This window comes from Pseudomonas sp. MYb2, assembly GCF_002979955.1.
Lineage (GTDB): Bacteria > Pseudomonadota > Gammaproteobacteria > Pseudomonadales > Pseudomonadaceae > Aquipseudomonas.
Genome location: NZ_PCQC01000007.1, coordinates 1 through 13052 on the forward strand (window position 1 = coordinate 1; position 13052 = coordinate 13052).

Here is a 13052-nt window from a genome sequence, read left to right on the forward strand (position 1 = left end):
TGACTTCGATGAACTGAAGCAACCTGCTGCCGAAACCTACATAACTCTTTGAATCTCAAGGAGTTTTCCGTTTCGACTGCGCCGGAAGTGGGGCGAATTATAGACATCTCAAATCTGCCGTCAACCGTTAATTTCAATTTTCTATCGAAACGCCGGAAAAACTGCCGTCATGCCGTCATATAGACAGAACGCCTGAAATCGAGCCGAAACCAAGAGGAGCATCCGGCAGACACTGGAACCCACCATCACCGCATCCGCGCCCAAGAACATCAAGCAGCAAGAACACGAGAAGAGCACCAAAATACTGGCGGGCACTACTAATAGAAGGGGATTCAAACAATAGATGGTGTCCCAGGGCAGGTTCGAACTGCCAACCTTCCCCTTAGGAGGGGGATGCTCTATCCAATTGAGCTACTGAGACACGCGATTGTCGCAAGCAGAAGCAGCGCGACGGACGGCGTGCATGTTAACGGCCAAGTACCGGTTTGTCATGTCATCCGTAGCCATATTAAGTGTAGGCATGCGCACCGGCATGTCGCGGGAAGATTTACCGTGCATTTTGCACTCCCACCAAAAAGCCATCATTGCAGATTGCAACCCAAGCAATTCTATCAAGTCTCTCATATCCTTGTTTTTAAAGGACTTGCCAGCGATTAGACTATTGGCATGACGACTGCTTTGCCTGTTCTATAGAAGAACAATCGGAGCGCGGCCCCATGAACACCACCCTCTTGCTTGCAAATGCGACAGCACTAGCGGTTTTGCTGAGTTTTCACTTTATCCCCGCTAGCACCGCCCCGGAATCGATAGCCCAGCGCATGCCGCACTACCTGCAGGTGCAGAAGCAGCCCCAACTGGCAGTTCTGAGCGATAACAGCAACCTTGTCCCAGGGATCGTCAGCGCCTCTGAACAGGCTTTGCCAATCCAACCTACAGAACGTCTGGTTTTTTGAATTATCTTCAGGAGTACAGCATGTCCAAATCAGCCGCAGGATTTCTGATCCTCGCCTTTTTGAGTGGCGCTATGCATTTTTCGCTTTTCGAGGAAACCACAGTCACCCTGCCCCTGATTGTCTGCGGAGTATTTTCGATGCTGTTTGTCCTGGCGTTGGTTGCCGGACGCAAGATCAAGTTTGATCCAGTCCTGCGCTGAGCCGGATAAGGTCAAGCAACTGGTTCACCGCCCCCGCCAGCTCACCTGAGTTATCGATCATATGTACCGGCCCGTCACTTGACCTGCGGTCTTTAAATAAAGAGTTACGGGCAAGTCGGGCCTCAATCTGCTCAAGCGACTCTCTCCCACGCCTTAGCAGCCGCTTACGTAAAACCTCGTCACTTACCGTAAGCAGTACCGGCACCAGCTCAGGGTAACGGCTCATCGCTTGCCGCAGATTAGCGCGCGAGCCGTTAACCAACACATGGTGCCCCGCTGCCAAAATCCGATCCATTTCGGCCGGGATCCCATATGCAAGACCGTTCGCGTGCCATGCCAGGGAAAAGCCCCCCTCGTGCGCACGTCGCTCGAACTCCTCCGGCGTTACACCAACCGCATCTTCACCCACCGATTCAGCTGATCGCGTAATGACTCGCCGCATTACCTCGCCCCCCATTGCTCGCAGCGGTTCGCGCGCGGCTTCAATCAGGCTGTCTTTCCCTGATCCGGATGGACCCATCAGATAAATAAGCTTGCCATCCATCCTGAAAACGCCTCCACAACAACGTAGCCACTAGTAAATCGGCAATTTGCCACTATCCTTCACAGACAGGGAACAAGGATAGAAAGCCATAAAGCATGCACGCCTTCACGTCTTCAGACATCAACTGATAGCCACCAGGAGGCATACAGCGGTGCAGACCAAGGCAAAGTTTTCAAACCAGTCCGCATTTCTGATGATTGGTGCTGGCATTACGCCTTTACCCGGCTCAATATTTGTCACAGAATTGACGCCAATGATCTGGCAATTTTGAGGCATGATGCCGGCCTCTTAACAATTCAGGTTGAACCATTTGGCGCGGATGCTTGTCCTACCACACATCCTGCGGCCAATCCCGAGAACCGCTCCCCTGAACTAACCGGTTAAATATATGCGCCCATTGAAACAGGCAATTTATTCCAGCCGTACGGCTGACAAGTTCGTCGTACGTCTGCCAGACGGAATGCGTGAACGCATTGCCGAGGTGGCTCGCAATCATCATCGCAGCATGAACTCCGAGATCATTGCGCGCCTTGAGCAGAGTCTTATTCAGGAAGGTGCACTGGGCGAAGAGCTGAGCATGCGCCTGGACAGCCCGGAGCTGTCGCTGCATGAGCGCGAGCTGTTGCAACGATTCCGCCAACTGTCTCACCGCCAACAGAACGCTTTGGTATCCTTGATCGCACACGATGCCGAAATGGCAGCAGACGCGTCCTGAGCCACACCGAACACGTCAAGCCAGCTTAACCGCTGGCTTTTTTTTGCGCGGATTTTGAGTTTTCACAGACAAGAAAAAACCCGCCTAGGCGGGCTTTTTCGATGCAGCGGATCAGAGCAGGAAGATCGTCGCCAGCCCGAGGAAGATGAAGAAGCCGCCACTGTCGGTCATCGCAGTAATCATCACACTCGCCCCCATGGCCGGGTCGCGCCCCATTTTCGCCAGGGTCATCGGGATCAATACTCCCATCAACGCCGCCAGCAGCAAATTGAGCGTCATAGCCGCTGTCATTACCACGCCCAACGACCAACTGCCGTAGAGCAGATAAGCAACCACACCAATTACACCACCCCAGACCAGGCCATTGATCAGGCCTACCGCCAGCTCCTTGCGCATCAGGCGCGAAGTATTGCCGGTGCTGACCTGGTCGAGCGCCATGGCGCGAACAATCATGGTGATCGTCTGGTTACCGGAGTTACCACCAATACCGGCCACGATCGGCATCAGTGCTGCGAGCGCTACCAGTTTCTCGATCGAGCCTTCGAACAGACCGATCACTCGAGAGGCGACGAACGCAGTGATCAGGTTGACCGCCAGCCATGCCCAACGGTTGCGCAAAGACTTCCAGACCGAGGCGAAGATGTCTTCCTCTTCACGCAGACCGGCCATGTTGAGAACTTCGCTCTCACTCTCTTCACGAATCAGGTCGACCATTTCGTCGATGGTCAAACGGCCAATCAACTTGCCGTTCTTGTCGACCACCGGGGCCGAGATCAAGTCATAACGTTCGAACGCCTGAGCGGCGTCATAAGCATCTTCGTCCGGGTGGAAACTCACCGGGTCGCTCGCCATGACTTCGGCAACCTGCTTGTCCGGATCATTGACCAGCAGACGCTTGATCGGCAGCACACCTTTGAGCACACCGTCGTAATCCACCACGAACAGTTTGTCAGTATGGCCCGGAAGCTCCTTGAGGCGACGCAAGTAACGCAGTACCACTTCGAGACTGACATCTTCGCGGATGGTGACCATCTCGAAGTCCATCAGTGCGCCAACCTGCTCCTCGTCATAGGACAGAGCCGAACGCACGCGCTCGCGCTGCTGGTTATCCAGACTCTCCATCAGCTCATGGACGACGTCTCGCGGCAGCTCGGAAGCAAGGTCAGCAAGTTCGTCGGCGTCCATGTCCTTGGCCGCAGCCAGGAGCTCGTGATCATCCATGTCGGCGATCAGCGTTTCACGAACGGAGTCGGATACCTCAAGAAGAATGTCGCCGTCGCGATCGGCCTTGACCAATTGCCAGAGCGTAAGACGATCATCCAGCGGCAAGGCTTCAAGGATGTAGGCGACGTCAGCGGAGTGCAGATCATCGAGCTTGCGTTGCAGCTCGACAAGGTTCTGCCGGTGAACCAGGTTTTCAACCCGGTCGTGATGCGCGCCTTCCTGGCGATGAGTCAGGTCTTCGACGACCCGTTGACGCTGCAGCAGCTCGACGACTTGAGCCAGGCGATCCTGCAGGCTTTCCTGTGTTTTCTTTACTTCGATTTCAGACATAGGCGAACTCCACTCCCAGCAGCGGGGCACGCCGGAAGGATCAATCAGTCAATTCATGATTGGTGAAACTGTTTACTGAGTAACTACTGGGTAAGTCCATGGAGGTTTTCCATAAGCCCCGGCGGGGCTGACGGGCGCAATGATACACCGCCTGACGGTTTTAAACGTTAAAAAATCTCGGCCGAAACAAGTGCTTGCGAAACAAACCTGAGCACTGTCCTGATCCCTGCACATGCGACGACTCATCCTGAAAAGAAAACACACCAGCACTCGAAAATGTAGCGACTACCCTTGAGCGCAGATCGTCATGGAGGACATCGAATGCCATTGAAACCATCCCACCTTGTACTCACCAGCCTGCTCTGCCTGCCGCCGACCGGGGCCGCCCTCACCCTCCATCGCTGCGAAGCCGCCGATGGCAGCATCACCTTCACCTCGATGAGCTGTGCACAAGGCGAACGGCGCTCCGCACAGGAAGTCCACCCCTACTCGCCCGGATCAGTTGTGGCCGTGATGCCAGAGCACAACCATGAACAAACCTCCGGCATGACAGCCGCAGGCCGAGGACCGGGCATCGTTGGCCACACTCAAGACAAATGCGGAGATCTGATTAACGCCAGACAACGTCGCGAAGCAATCATCAATCGACGCATCATTGCCGGCATGAGCCAGAAAGACGTCGAAAGCGCGCTAGGCAAACCGGACAAGGTGAATATTCGAACATCGACGACGAGCTATCGATACGACCTCAAGCGAGGCCGTAGTGCTCAAATAGATTTTGATGAGAGGGGATGCGTGAAGGAAAAAGCCAAATCCCGGACAGCAAAAAGCCCGCGTTAAACGCGGGCTTTTCGGTATATGGTGCACTCGACAGGATTCGAACCTGTGACCGCTCGGTTCGTAGCCGAGTACTCTATCCAGCTGAGCTACGAGTGCATTTTGTGTTTTTAGCCCAGACCACAACTGGATAAAGCCAAGTTATTTGCATTACTGCAATTAACTCTTAAATGGTGCACTCGACAGGATTCGAACCTGTGACCGCTCGGTTCGTAGCCGAGTACTCTATCCAGCTGAGCTACGAGTGCATTTGTGTTTTTAGACCAGATCACATCTGGTTGAAGCCGAGTCATTTACATTGCTGCAACTAACTCTTAAATGGTGCACTCGACAGGATTCGAACCTGTGACCGCTCGGTTCGTAGCCGAGTACTCTATCCAGCTGAGCTACGAGTGCATTTGTTGCGCCGCATTATAGCCCGTCTAATCTCTATTCCAACCACTTTTTCTATTAATTTCAACAACTTACAGAAAAAGCCAGATTACGACGTACTAAGCAAATAATGGCGGAGAACGGGGGATTCGAACCCCCGACACCCTTGTGAGGTGTACTCCCTTAGCAGGGGAGCGCCTTCGGCCACTCGGCCAGCTCTCCGCAACACGGGGCGTATCTTAACCAACCTTTTCCCCGTTTGCAAACATAAAAATCGATAAAAATTAATGGCTTGGTTCTTCGTCCTTCTCTTTCTTTATACGCAGGTAAATTTCCTCACGGTGCACGGCAACCTCTTTCGGGGCATTGACGCCGATACGCACCTGATTTCCTTTAACGCCAAGCACGGTCACGGTGATTTCGCCGTCACCGATAATCAGGCTTTCTGCGCACCGACGGGTCAGAATCAGCATACCTTTCTCCTTACGCAATTCAGTTCAGGGACAACAGTCTGCAAAAAAAAGGCACCCGACCTACAACCGGAGCGATCGTAGCCCTACATGCCTGAGTATTGACCAGCGCGAGCAAAAGAACAGTTCAGGGCTCGCGCCATTCAAAAAATAAAGGGCGCGGTCAGACCGCGCCCTTCAAGAAGCGGAATTACTCGCCTTGACGGGCAGGAGCATCCAGTTCGAAAGCCGTGTGCAGGGCGCGCACAGCCAGTTCCAGGTACTTCTCTTCAATCACCACGGAAACCTTGATTTCCGACGTCGAGATCATCTGGATGTTGATGCTTTCTTTTGCCAGGGATTCGAACATGCGGCTGGCCACGCCTGCGTGGGAACGCATGCCGACGCCGACGATCGAGACCTTGGCAATCTTGGTGTCGCCAACCACTTCACGGGCACCGATCTCGCGAGCGGTGTTTTCCAGCACGGTCTGTGCGGCCTGGTAGTCGTTACGGTGCACGGTGAAGGTGAAGTCGGTGGTGTTATCGTGCGCGACGTTCTGCACGATCATGTCGACTTCGATGTTCGCGGCACTGATCGGGCCGAGAATCTTGAACGCCACGCCCGGGGTGTCTGGCACGCCACGGATGGTCAGCTTGGCTTCATCGCGGTTGAAAGCGATGCCGGAAATGATCGGCTGTTCCATGGTTTCCTCTTCATCAATAGTAATGAGGGTGCCCGGACCCTCCTTGAAGCTGTGCAGTACGCGCAGCGGAACGTTGTACTTGCCGGCGAATTCCACCGCACGGATCTGCAACACCTTGGAACCGAGGCTGGCCATTTCCAGCATCTCTTCGAAGGTGATCTTGTCCAGACGCTGAGCGACCGGCACAACGCGCGGGTCAGTGGTGTAAACACCGTCAACGTCGGTGTAGATCTGGCACTCGTCAGCCTTTAACGCAGCAGCCAGTGCCACGCCGGTGGTGTCGGAACCGCCACGACCCAGGGTGGTAATGTTGCCGTGCTCGTCGACGCCCTGGAAACCGGCGACAACCACCACGCGACCTGCCTTCAGATCACCACGAATCTTCTGGTCATCAATCTGCAAGATACGCGCTTTATTGTGTGCACTGTCCGTCAGGATCCGCACCTGATTACCGGTGTACGACACCGCCGGCACACCGCGCTTGATCAGCGCCATGGCCAACAGGGCAATTGTCACCTGCTCACCGGTGGAGACGATCACATCCAGTTCACGCGGAACCGGTTGGCCATCGCCACTGATTTGCTTGGCCAGATCGATCAGACGGTTGGTTTCGCCGCTCATTGCAGACAATACAACCACCAGGTCATCGCCGGCATCGCGGAATTTCTTAACCTTGTCGGCGACCTGCTCGATTCTCTCGACAGTACCGACCGAGGTGCCTCCAAATTTCTGTACGATCAAAGCCATTTCAAAGCCGCCTCTGCCCATGAAGGGCGCCCAATAATCACTCGAACAGCCGCCGGGCCCGCCACTAGACTGCGGGCCCGACGGGCCGTCTTATAAACCCTGCTCGACGAATGGAACGGTCAGCGCCAATGCGCCATCCAGCGCGCCGGCGTCGACACCGCCGCCCTGCGCCATGTCCGGACGACCACCGCCCTTCCCGCCCACTGCCGCAGCAGCCTGCTTCATCAAATCACCGGCTTTGAGTTGGCCAGTCAGGTCTTTGGTTACGCCTGCAACCAGAACGACCTTTTCCTCATGGACACTGCCGAGCAGGATCACTGCGCGGCCGAGTTTGTTTTTCAGCTGATCGACCAGCGCCAGCAGCGCCTTGGCGTCCTGACCATCCAGACGTGCGGCCAAAACCTTCACGCCTTTGATGTCCAGAGCCGAGGACGACAGATCGTCGCCCGCCGCGCTCGCCGCCTTGGCTTGCAACTGCTCGAGCTGCTTCTCCAGTTGGCGATTGCGCTCGAGCACAGCCGACAGCTTGTCGATCAGGTTGTCGCGGCTGCCCTTGACCAGGCTGGCCGCTTCCTTGAGTTGTTCTTCTGCAGCATTCAAGTAGGCCAGCGCCGCAGCACCGGTGACTGCTTCGATGCGACGCACGCCCGAAGCCACACCGCCTTCGCTGATGATTTTCAGCAGGCCGATGTCGCCGGTACGGCTGGCGTGGATACCGCCGCACAGCTCGACGGAGAAATCACCACCCATGCTCAGCACGCGTACGTTGTCGCCGTACTTCTCGCCGAACAGCGCCATCGCGCCTTTGTTCTTGGCGGTTTCGATGTCGGTTTCTTCGGTTTCAACGGCAGAATTCTTGCGTATCTCGGCGTTGACGATGTCTTCCAGCGCTTTGATTTGCTCAGGCTTGATCGCTTCAAAGTGGCTGAAGTCGAAGCGCAGACGCTGGCTGTCCACCAACGAACCTTTCTGCTGAACGTGCTCGCCCAGTACCTGACGCAGTGCAGCGTGCAGCAAGTGCGTGGCCGAGTGGTTCAGCGAAGTCGCGTGACGCACTTCGGCATCGACATGAGTTTCCACCGGCGCACCAATGGTCAGGCTGCCCGAATCCAAGACGCCGTGGTGCAGGAACGCACCGCCGGTCTTGGTGGTGTCACGCACGTCGAAACGGCTGCTGCCGGCCTGCAGATAACCGCAGTCGCCGATCTGGCCGCCGGATTCCGCGTAGAACGGCGTCTGGTTCAGCACAATCACCGCCTCTTCGCCTTCATTCAAGACGTCGACCGACTGGCCATCTTTATAGATAGCGACGATTTTTGCAGAACCGCTGGTGTCGGTGTAACCGGTGAACTCGGTGGCCACATCAACCTTGACCAGGGTGTTGTAGTCCAGACCGAACGAGCTGGCCGAACGCGCGCGAACTCGCTGGGCTTCCATCTCACGCTCGAAACCGGCTTCATCGACAGTCAGGCTGCGCTCGCGGGCGATGTCTGCAGTCAGGTCCATCGGGAAACCGTAGGTGTCGTAGAGTTTGAACACTACGTCGCCCGGCACCACAGTGCCTTTGAGTTCCAGCAGATCCTGCTCGAGAATCTTCAGGCCGTGCTCCAGGGTCTTGGAGAACTGCTCTTCTTCGGCCTTGAGCACGCGTTCGATGTTGCTCTGCTGCTTCTTCAGTTCCGGGAAGGCTTCGCCCATCTCGGCAACCAGCGCAGCGACGATCTTGTAGAAGAAGCTGCCGGTGGCGCCGAGCTTGTTACCGTGACGGCAGGCGCGACGGATGATCCGGCGCAGCACGTAACCGCGACCTTCGTTGGACGGCAGCACGCCGTCAGCGATCAGGAAACCGCACGAACGGATGTGGTCAGACACCACTTTCAGCGACGACTGGTCGCCGTTTTCGCAACCGATTGCCTCAGCCGAAGCTTTCAGCAGGTTCTTGAACAGGTCAATGTCGTAGTTGGAATTGACGTGCTGCATCACCGCACTGATCCGCTCCAGACCCATGCCGGTGTCGACCGACGGCGCTGGCAACGGATGCAACACGCCGTCGGCGGTGCGGTTGAACTGCATGAACACGTTGTTCCAGATCTCGATGTAACGGTCGCCGTCTTCTTCCGGCGAGCCCGGTGGGCCGCCCCAGATGTGGTCGCCGTGATCGTAGAAAATCTCGGTGCACGGGCCGCACGGGCCGGTATCGCCCATGGTCCAGAAGTTGTCGGAGGCGTACGGCGCGCCTTTGTTGTCGCCGATGCGGATCATGCGCTCGACCGGCACACCGATTTCTTTGGTCCAGATGTCATACGCTTCGTCGTCGGAGGCGTAGACGGTGACCCAGAGTTTTTCCTTCGGCAGTTGCAGAACGCCGGTCAGGAAGGTCCACGCGTAGGTAATCGCGTCCTTCTTGAAATAGTCACCGAAGCTGAAGTTACCGAGCATTTCGAAGAACGTGTGGTGACGAGCGGTATAACCGACGTTTTCCAGGTCGCTGTTCTTGCCACCGGCACGCACGCATTTCTGGCTGCTGGTCGCACGGGTGTACGCACGTTTTTCCTGGCCCAGGAAGCAGTCCTTGAACTGGTTCATCCCCGCGTTAGTGAACAGCAGGGTTGGGTCGTTGCCCGGAATCAAAGAGCTGGAGGCTACACGGGTGTGGCCTTGCTCTTCGAAGAAGCGAAGGAAGGCTTCACGGATTTCTGCGCTTTTCATTAGGTTCTTCCACGGAGGCTGCGGCCAAAGGCCTGTTCGAAACGTCAACAGACGAAGCGACGGCAAAGGGCCGCATTATATCGGCCCTGCGCGCGGGGTACAGCGTGTTTATACGATAGAAACGGTCAATTGGACGGCTAACGCTGTCACTTGCGCGAAAACTCGACGAATGTCGCGATCACTTGCTCGATTTGCGAGCGATTGACGTCCATGTGCGTGACCATGCGCAGGCGTGCGGCGGCGCTCAACTTGATCCCGCGATTGGCAGCAAACGCCTTGATCGCTTCGGCTTTGTCGCCCATTTGCACATAAACCATGTTGGTTTGCACGGGTTCGACGATGAAACCTGCTTCACGCAGACCGTCGGCCAAAAACTGTGCGTTGGCATGGTCGTCGGCCAGACGTTCAACGTTGTGATCCAGGGCGTACAGACCCGCCGCCGCCAACAGCCCGGCCTGGCGCATGCCGCCGCCGACCATTTTGCGCAGACGGCGAGCCTTGCCGATCAGTTGCTCAGAACCGCACAACACCGAGCCGACCGGTGCACCAAGGCCTTTGGACAGACACACCGACACCGAATCGAAATGTTTCGTGATTTCCCGCGCATCAACCCCGAGTTTGACCGCCGCGTTGTAAAGACGCGCGCCATCCAGATGTAACTGCAGGCTGTGCTCTTGGGTAAATTGGCGCGCCCGGGCGAGATATTCCAGCGGCAGCACTTTGCCTTGCATGGTGTTTTCCAGCGCCAGCAATCGAGTGCGGGCGAAGTGGAAGTCATCCGGTTTGATCGCTGCCGCGACCTGATCCAGGTCCAGCGAACCGTCGGCCAGCACTTCCAGCGGTTGCGGCTGGATCGAGCCAAGCACCGCAGCGCCACCGCCCTCGTATTTGTAAGTGTGCGCCTGCTGGCCGACGATGTATTCATCACCACGCTCGCAGTGCGCCATCAATCCCAGCAGGTTGCTCATGGTGCCTGTCGGTACGAACAGCGCTGCGGCGAAACCCAAACGTTTGGCCAGTTCTGCTTCCAGACGATTGACCGTCGGATCTTCGCCGTACACGTCATCACCGGTGTCCGCCGCAGTCATCGCGTCGAGCATGGCGGGGGTCGGTTGGGTGACGGTGTCGCTGCGAAGATCGATAACGCTCATGAACCTGGCCTCAAGTCAGCAGGGGAAATCCCTTTACGAAGTGGGATTACTGCGGTCATCGCATGGATTAATCAAGCCTTGCGCAAGGAAAAGTCGTTTCGAGCCTGCAAAAAATTCGATGACAATCATCAGAAAGGCGCAATGCACAGACACACAATCTGTGATAAAAACGCTGCGCCGCCCGAGAAAGGGCGGCAAAAACGTTCTCAGGGCGGGGTGCAATTCCCCACCGGCGGTAATTGCGCGCAATGCGCATAGCCCGCGAGCGCTTGGCGGCGAACACGACTTCGGTTGTGATCGACGGCAAGGTCAGCAGACCCGGTGTGATTCCGGGGCCGACGGTCATAGTCCGGATGAAGAGAGAACGGGATTAACGCCAAAGGGCCGTCCGCGCGATGTTGTGCGTGTGCGCACCCTTGAATCCCTTTCGATTCATAACGCCCTGTTTTTCACACAAACAGGAGTCAGAACATGCAACCCACCGCTATCGACAGCAAAAGCAAACACCCTCATGGCGAGCGCGTCGCGTTCATCCAGGCCTGCTGGCACAAGGAAATCGTCGACCAAAGCCGTAAAGGCTTCGTCGCCGAAATGATTGCCCTGGGTTATCAGGAATCGGACATCGACATCTTCGAAGTCGGCGGCGCCTTTGAAATGCCCCTGCACGCCAAGTTGCTGGCCAAGACCGGTCGTTATGCCGGCATCGTCGCCGCGGCCCTGGTGGTGGATGGCGGCATCTACCGTCACGAGTTCGTCGCCCAATCGGTGGTCAGTGGCCTGATGCAGGTGCAGCTGGAAACTGAAGTGCCGGTGTTCTCGGTGTCGTTGACGCCGCATCACTTCCATGCTGGCGACGAACATCAGAAGTTCTTCTTTGAGCACTTTGTGCATAAAGGCCAGGAAGCGGCGCGCACTTGCGCGGATACGCTGCGCAAGGTTCGCGCACTGCGCCGCACCGAGCCGCATGCGGTAGCCGTGTAAACACGGAACCAAACCTGTAGGAGTGAGCCTGCTCGCGATAGCGGAGTGTCAGTCGACCACTGTAGTGACTGATACATTGCAATCGCGAGCAGGCTCACTCCTACAGGGGTTTTGCGTAGGGTCAGGCGAGGTTTTCGTCGGTGGTCGGGACGATCAGGATGCCCGCGCGCAAGCCGTTCTTGACCTTGGGATTAGGGAAGATGATCCGTGCGCCCTGCTCTTCGATGATCCAGCGGGTATTGGCCAAGTCTTCAGCCAGGACGTAACCCACCTCCAACTCTGAAAAGTTCTCGATGTCCTGCGGCAGGTTCAAGCGGAACGCATCGCTGTGCTTGATGATTTCCCGCGCGACACTAAATAGCTGCAAACCGTCCAGTTGCGCTTCAGCCATTTCCGGCTCAGTGCCTTCGATGATCTGCTTCAGACGGGTTTCCAGCAGCGAGACATTGACTCCGTCGTTCTGTCCGAATGGCCGCGCCTTGCCCAGTTCCAGCGTGAAAGCCTCGGCACCGAGCTTGTCGTAGGTGTAGGAGCTGAATACGATTGACGGCTTGTTCTGCAGCAGTACGGCTTCCATCCCTGCCGCACGCAGACGTGCCAGTTCAAGGCGCGAATGCTGACGACCGTCCTTCCACGGGTACAGGGCAAACTGCTCGATCTTTGAACCGCGAATGGCGGTATGCAGGTCGTAGTGCAGGCGCTGGCGATCCGGCAGGCTGAAAAAACTCGCCGCCAGCCGTTCCAGCTCACAGGCTCGCAACGCTTCCGAGCCACTGCTTTGTTCATGACGGCCGTTGAATAGCCGATTGACGTCCTGCTCGATAAAACGCTCGCCTTTGCGAATCGCTTCCGGGTTACCGAACAGGAACAGAATGCGTGCGCGTGGCTTCAGATCGCCACGAGCGATGTCATGCAGCAGCCGATCGAGCAACTCGATCGGCGCTGTTTCGTTGCCGTGAATCCCCGCTGAAAGCAGCAGGTCCAGGCCATTGTCGCGCGCTTGCGGTGGCCGGACTTCCAGCGCACCTTCGCTCAACCAGCGCATACGCACGCCTTCGACAGTCAGTTGAGTCTTCTCCGCCGGTTCGCGGCCGGCGAGGGTCAGTTCAAGCAGTTTGCCGAGGGCGAGCATAG

General features: G+C 56.7%; 12 protein-coding genes, 5 tRNA genes and 1 riboswitch. Of the genes, 5 read left to right on the top strand and 12 right to left on the bottom strand.

Annotated elements, in window-relative coordinates:
• Window positions 1-344: 344 nt before the first annotated feature.
• Window positions 345-421 (bottom strand) — tRNA-Arg (locus CQ009_RS13475).
• 295 nt (window positions 422-716) lie between these two features.
• On the opposite strand from CQ009_RS13475, the gene CQ009_RS13485 reads away from it, so the two are divergent.
• Complete coding sequence (locus CQ009_RS13485; RefSeq protein WP_105706854.1) at window positions 717-953, top strand: hypothetical protein; 237 nt, start codon at window positions 717-719, stop codon at window positions 951-953.
• 20 nt (window positions 954-973) lie between these two features.
• Window positions 974-1153 carry a PA3371 family protein gene (locus tag CQ009_RS13490; RefSeq protein ID WP_064387574.1) on the top strand — a complete coding sequence of 60 codons (180 nt, stop codon included), beginning with the start codon at window positions 974-976 and terminating at the stop codon, window positions 1151-1153.
• On the opposite strand, the gene phnN is transcribed toward CQ009_RS13490, so the two are convergent.
• On the bottom strand, window positions 1128-1697 hold the full coding sequence (gene phnN / locus CQ009_RS13495) for a phosphonate metabolism protein/1,5-bisphosphokinase (PRPP-forming) PhnN (protein ID WP_105706856.1): 570 nt from the start codon (window positions 1695-1697) through the stop codon (window positions 1128-1130). The two genes, CQ009_RS13490 and phnN, sit on opposite strands and share 26 nt — an antisense overlap.
• 388 nt (window positions 1698-2085) lie before the next feature.
• Here phnN and CQ009_RS13500 point away from each other — a divergent pair, with 388 nt between their 5' ends.
• Window positions 2086-2412 carry an Arc family DNA-binding protein gene (locus CQ009_RS13500; protein WP_003178899.1) on the top strand — a complete coding sequence of 109 codons (327 nt, stop codon included), beginning with the start codon at window positions 2086-2088 and terminating at the stop codon, window positions 2410-2412.
• A gap of 111 nt (window positions 2413-2523) precedes the next feature.
• Here CQ009_RS13500 and mgtE read toward each other — a convergent pair whose 3' ends face one another.
• Window positions 2524-3966, bottom strand: coding sequence for a magnesium transporter (gene mgtE / locus CQ009_RS13505; RefSeq protein ID WP_034153320.1), 1443 nt, complete (start codon window positions 3964-3966; stop codon window positions 2524-2526).
• Window positions 3967-4287: 321 nt separating this feature from the next.
• Here mgtE and CQ009_RS13510 point away from each other — a divergent pair, with 321 nt between their 5' ends.
• Window positions 4288-4806, top strand: coding sequence for a hypothetical protein (locus CQ009_RS13510; protein WP_064387576.1), 519 nt, complete (start codon window positions 4288-4290; stop codon window positions 4804-4806).
• Window positions 4807-4825: 19 nt separating this feature from the next.
• On the opposite strand, the gene CQ009_RS13515 is transcribed toward CQ009_RS13510, so the two are convergent.
• From CQ009_RS13515 to ltaE, 8 genes are all read right to left on the bottom strand, one after another.
• Window positions 4826-4902: transfer RNA gene (locus CQ009_RS13515), tRNA-Arg, on the bottom strand.
• A 72-nt stretch (window positions 4903-4974) separates the two neighbouring features.
• Window positions 4975-5051, bottom strand: a tRNA-Arg gene (locus tag CQ009_RS13520).
• Between the two features lie 71 nt (window positions 5052-5122).
• Window positions 5123-5199 (bottom strand) — tRNA-Arg (locus tag CQ009_RS13525).
• Between the two features lie 107 nt (window positions 5200-5306).
• Window positions 5307-5397: transfer RNA gene (locus tag CQ009_RS13530), tRNA-Ser, on the bottom strand.
• A gap of 62 nt (window positions 5398-5459) precedes the next feature.
• On the bottom strand, window positions 5460-5648 hold the full coding sequence (gene csrA, locus CQ009_RS13535) for a carbon storage regulator CsrA (RefSeq protein ID WP_002554426.1): 189 nt from the start codon (window positions 5646-5648) through the stop codon (window positions 5460-5462).
• 187 nt (window positions 5649-5835) lie between these two features.
• Complete coding sequence (locus CQ009_RS13540) at window positions 5836-7077, bottom strand: aspartate kinase (protein ID WP_008086083.1); 1242 nt, start codon at window positions 7075-7077, stop codon at window positions 5836-5838.
• Window positions 7078-7167: 90 nt separating this feature from the next.
• A complete protein-coding gene (gene alaS / locus CQ009_RS13545) occupies window positions 7168-9786 on the bottom strand; it encodes an alanine--tRNA ligase (RefSeq protein ID WP_105706858.1) in 2619 nt (872 codons plus the stop codon).
• A 146-nt stretch (window positions 9787-9932) separates the two neighbouring features.
• The gene (gene ltaE, locus CQ009_RS13550; protein ID WP_105706860.1) at window positions 9933-10937 is read right to left on the bottom strand and encodes a low-specificity L-threonine aldolase; all 1005 of its coding nucleotides are present in this window, start codon (window positions 10935-10937) and stop codon (window positions 9933-9935) included.
• A 198-nt stretch (window positions 10938-11135) separates the two neighbouring features.
• Window positions 11136-11307: riboswitch (FMN riboswitch) on the top strand.
• A 101-nt stretch (window positions 11308-11408) separates the two neighbouring features.
• Between ltaE and CQ009_RS13555 the strand changes: the two genes are divergently transcribed.
• A complete protein-coding gene (locus tag CQ009_RS13555; RefSeq protein ID WP_007919335.1) occupies window positions 11409-11918 on the top strand; it encodes a 6,7-dimethyl-8-ribityllumazine synthase in 510 nt (169 codons plus the stop codon).
• 121 nt (window positions 11919-12039) lie between these two features.
• Here CQ009_RS13555 and astE read toward each other — a convergent pair whose 3' ends face one another.
• Window positions 12040-13050 carry a succinylglutamate desuccinylase gene (gene astE, locus CQ009_RS13565; protein WP_064387579.1) on the bottom strand — a complete coding sequence of 337 codons (1011 nt, stop codon included), beginning with the start codon at window positions 13048-13050 and terminating at the stop codon, window positions 12040-12042.
• Between the last annotated feature and the right edge of the window lie 2 nt (window positions 13051-13052).

Bases quoted from the DNA above. Each gene is read 5' to 3' on its own strand.
- CQ009_RS13485 (WP_105706854.1), top strand. From the start codon at position 717: ATGAACACCACCCTCTTGCTTGCAAATGCGACAGCACTAGCGGTTTTG.
- CQ009_RS13490 (WP_064387574.1), top strand. From the start codon at position 974: ATGTCCAAATCAGCCGCAGGATTTCTGATCCTCGCCTTTTTGAGTGGC.
- phnN (WP_105706856.1), bottom strand. From the start codon at position 1,697: ATGGATGGCAAGCTTATTTATCTGATGGGTCCATCCGGATCAGGGAAA.
- CQ009_RS13500 (WP_003178899.1), top strand. From the start codon at position 2,086: ATGCGCCCATTGAAACAGGCAATTTATTCCAGCCGTACGGCTGACAAG.
- mgtE (WP_034153320.1), bottom strand. From the start codon at position 3,966: ATGTCTGAAATCGAAGTAAAGAAAACACAGGAAAGCCTGCAGGATCGC.
- CQ009_RS13510 (WP_064387576.1), top strand. From the start codon at position 4,288: ATGCCATTGAAACCATCCCACCTTGTACTCACCAGCCTGCTCTGCCTG.
- csrA (WP_002554426.1), bottom strand. From the start codon at position 5,648: ATGCTGATTCTGACCCGTCGGTGCGCAGAAAGCCTGATTATCGGTGAC.
- CQ009_RS13540 (WP_008086083.1), bottom strand. From the start codon at position 7,077: ATGGCTTTGATCGTACAGAAATTTGGAGGCACCTCGGTCGGTACTGTC.
- alaS (WP_105706858.1), bottom strand. From the start codon at position 9,786: ATGAAAAGCGCAGAAATCCGTGAAGCCTTCCTTCGCTTCTTCGAAGAG.
- ltaE (WP_105706860.1), bottom strand. From the start codon at position 10,937: ATGAGCGTTATCGATCTTCGCAGCGACACCGTCACCCAACCGACCCCC.
- CQ009_RS13555 (WP_007919335.1), top strand. From the start codon at position 11,409: ATGCAACCCACCGCTATCGACAGCAAAAGCAAACACCCTCATGGCGAG.
- astE (WP_064387579.1), bottom strand. From the start codon at position 13,050: ATGCTCGCCCTCGGCAAACTGCTTGAACTGACCCTCGCCGGCCGCGAA.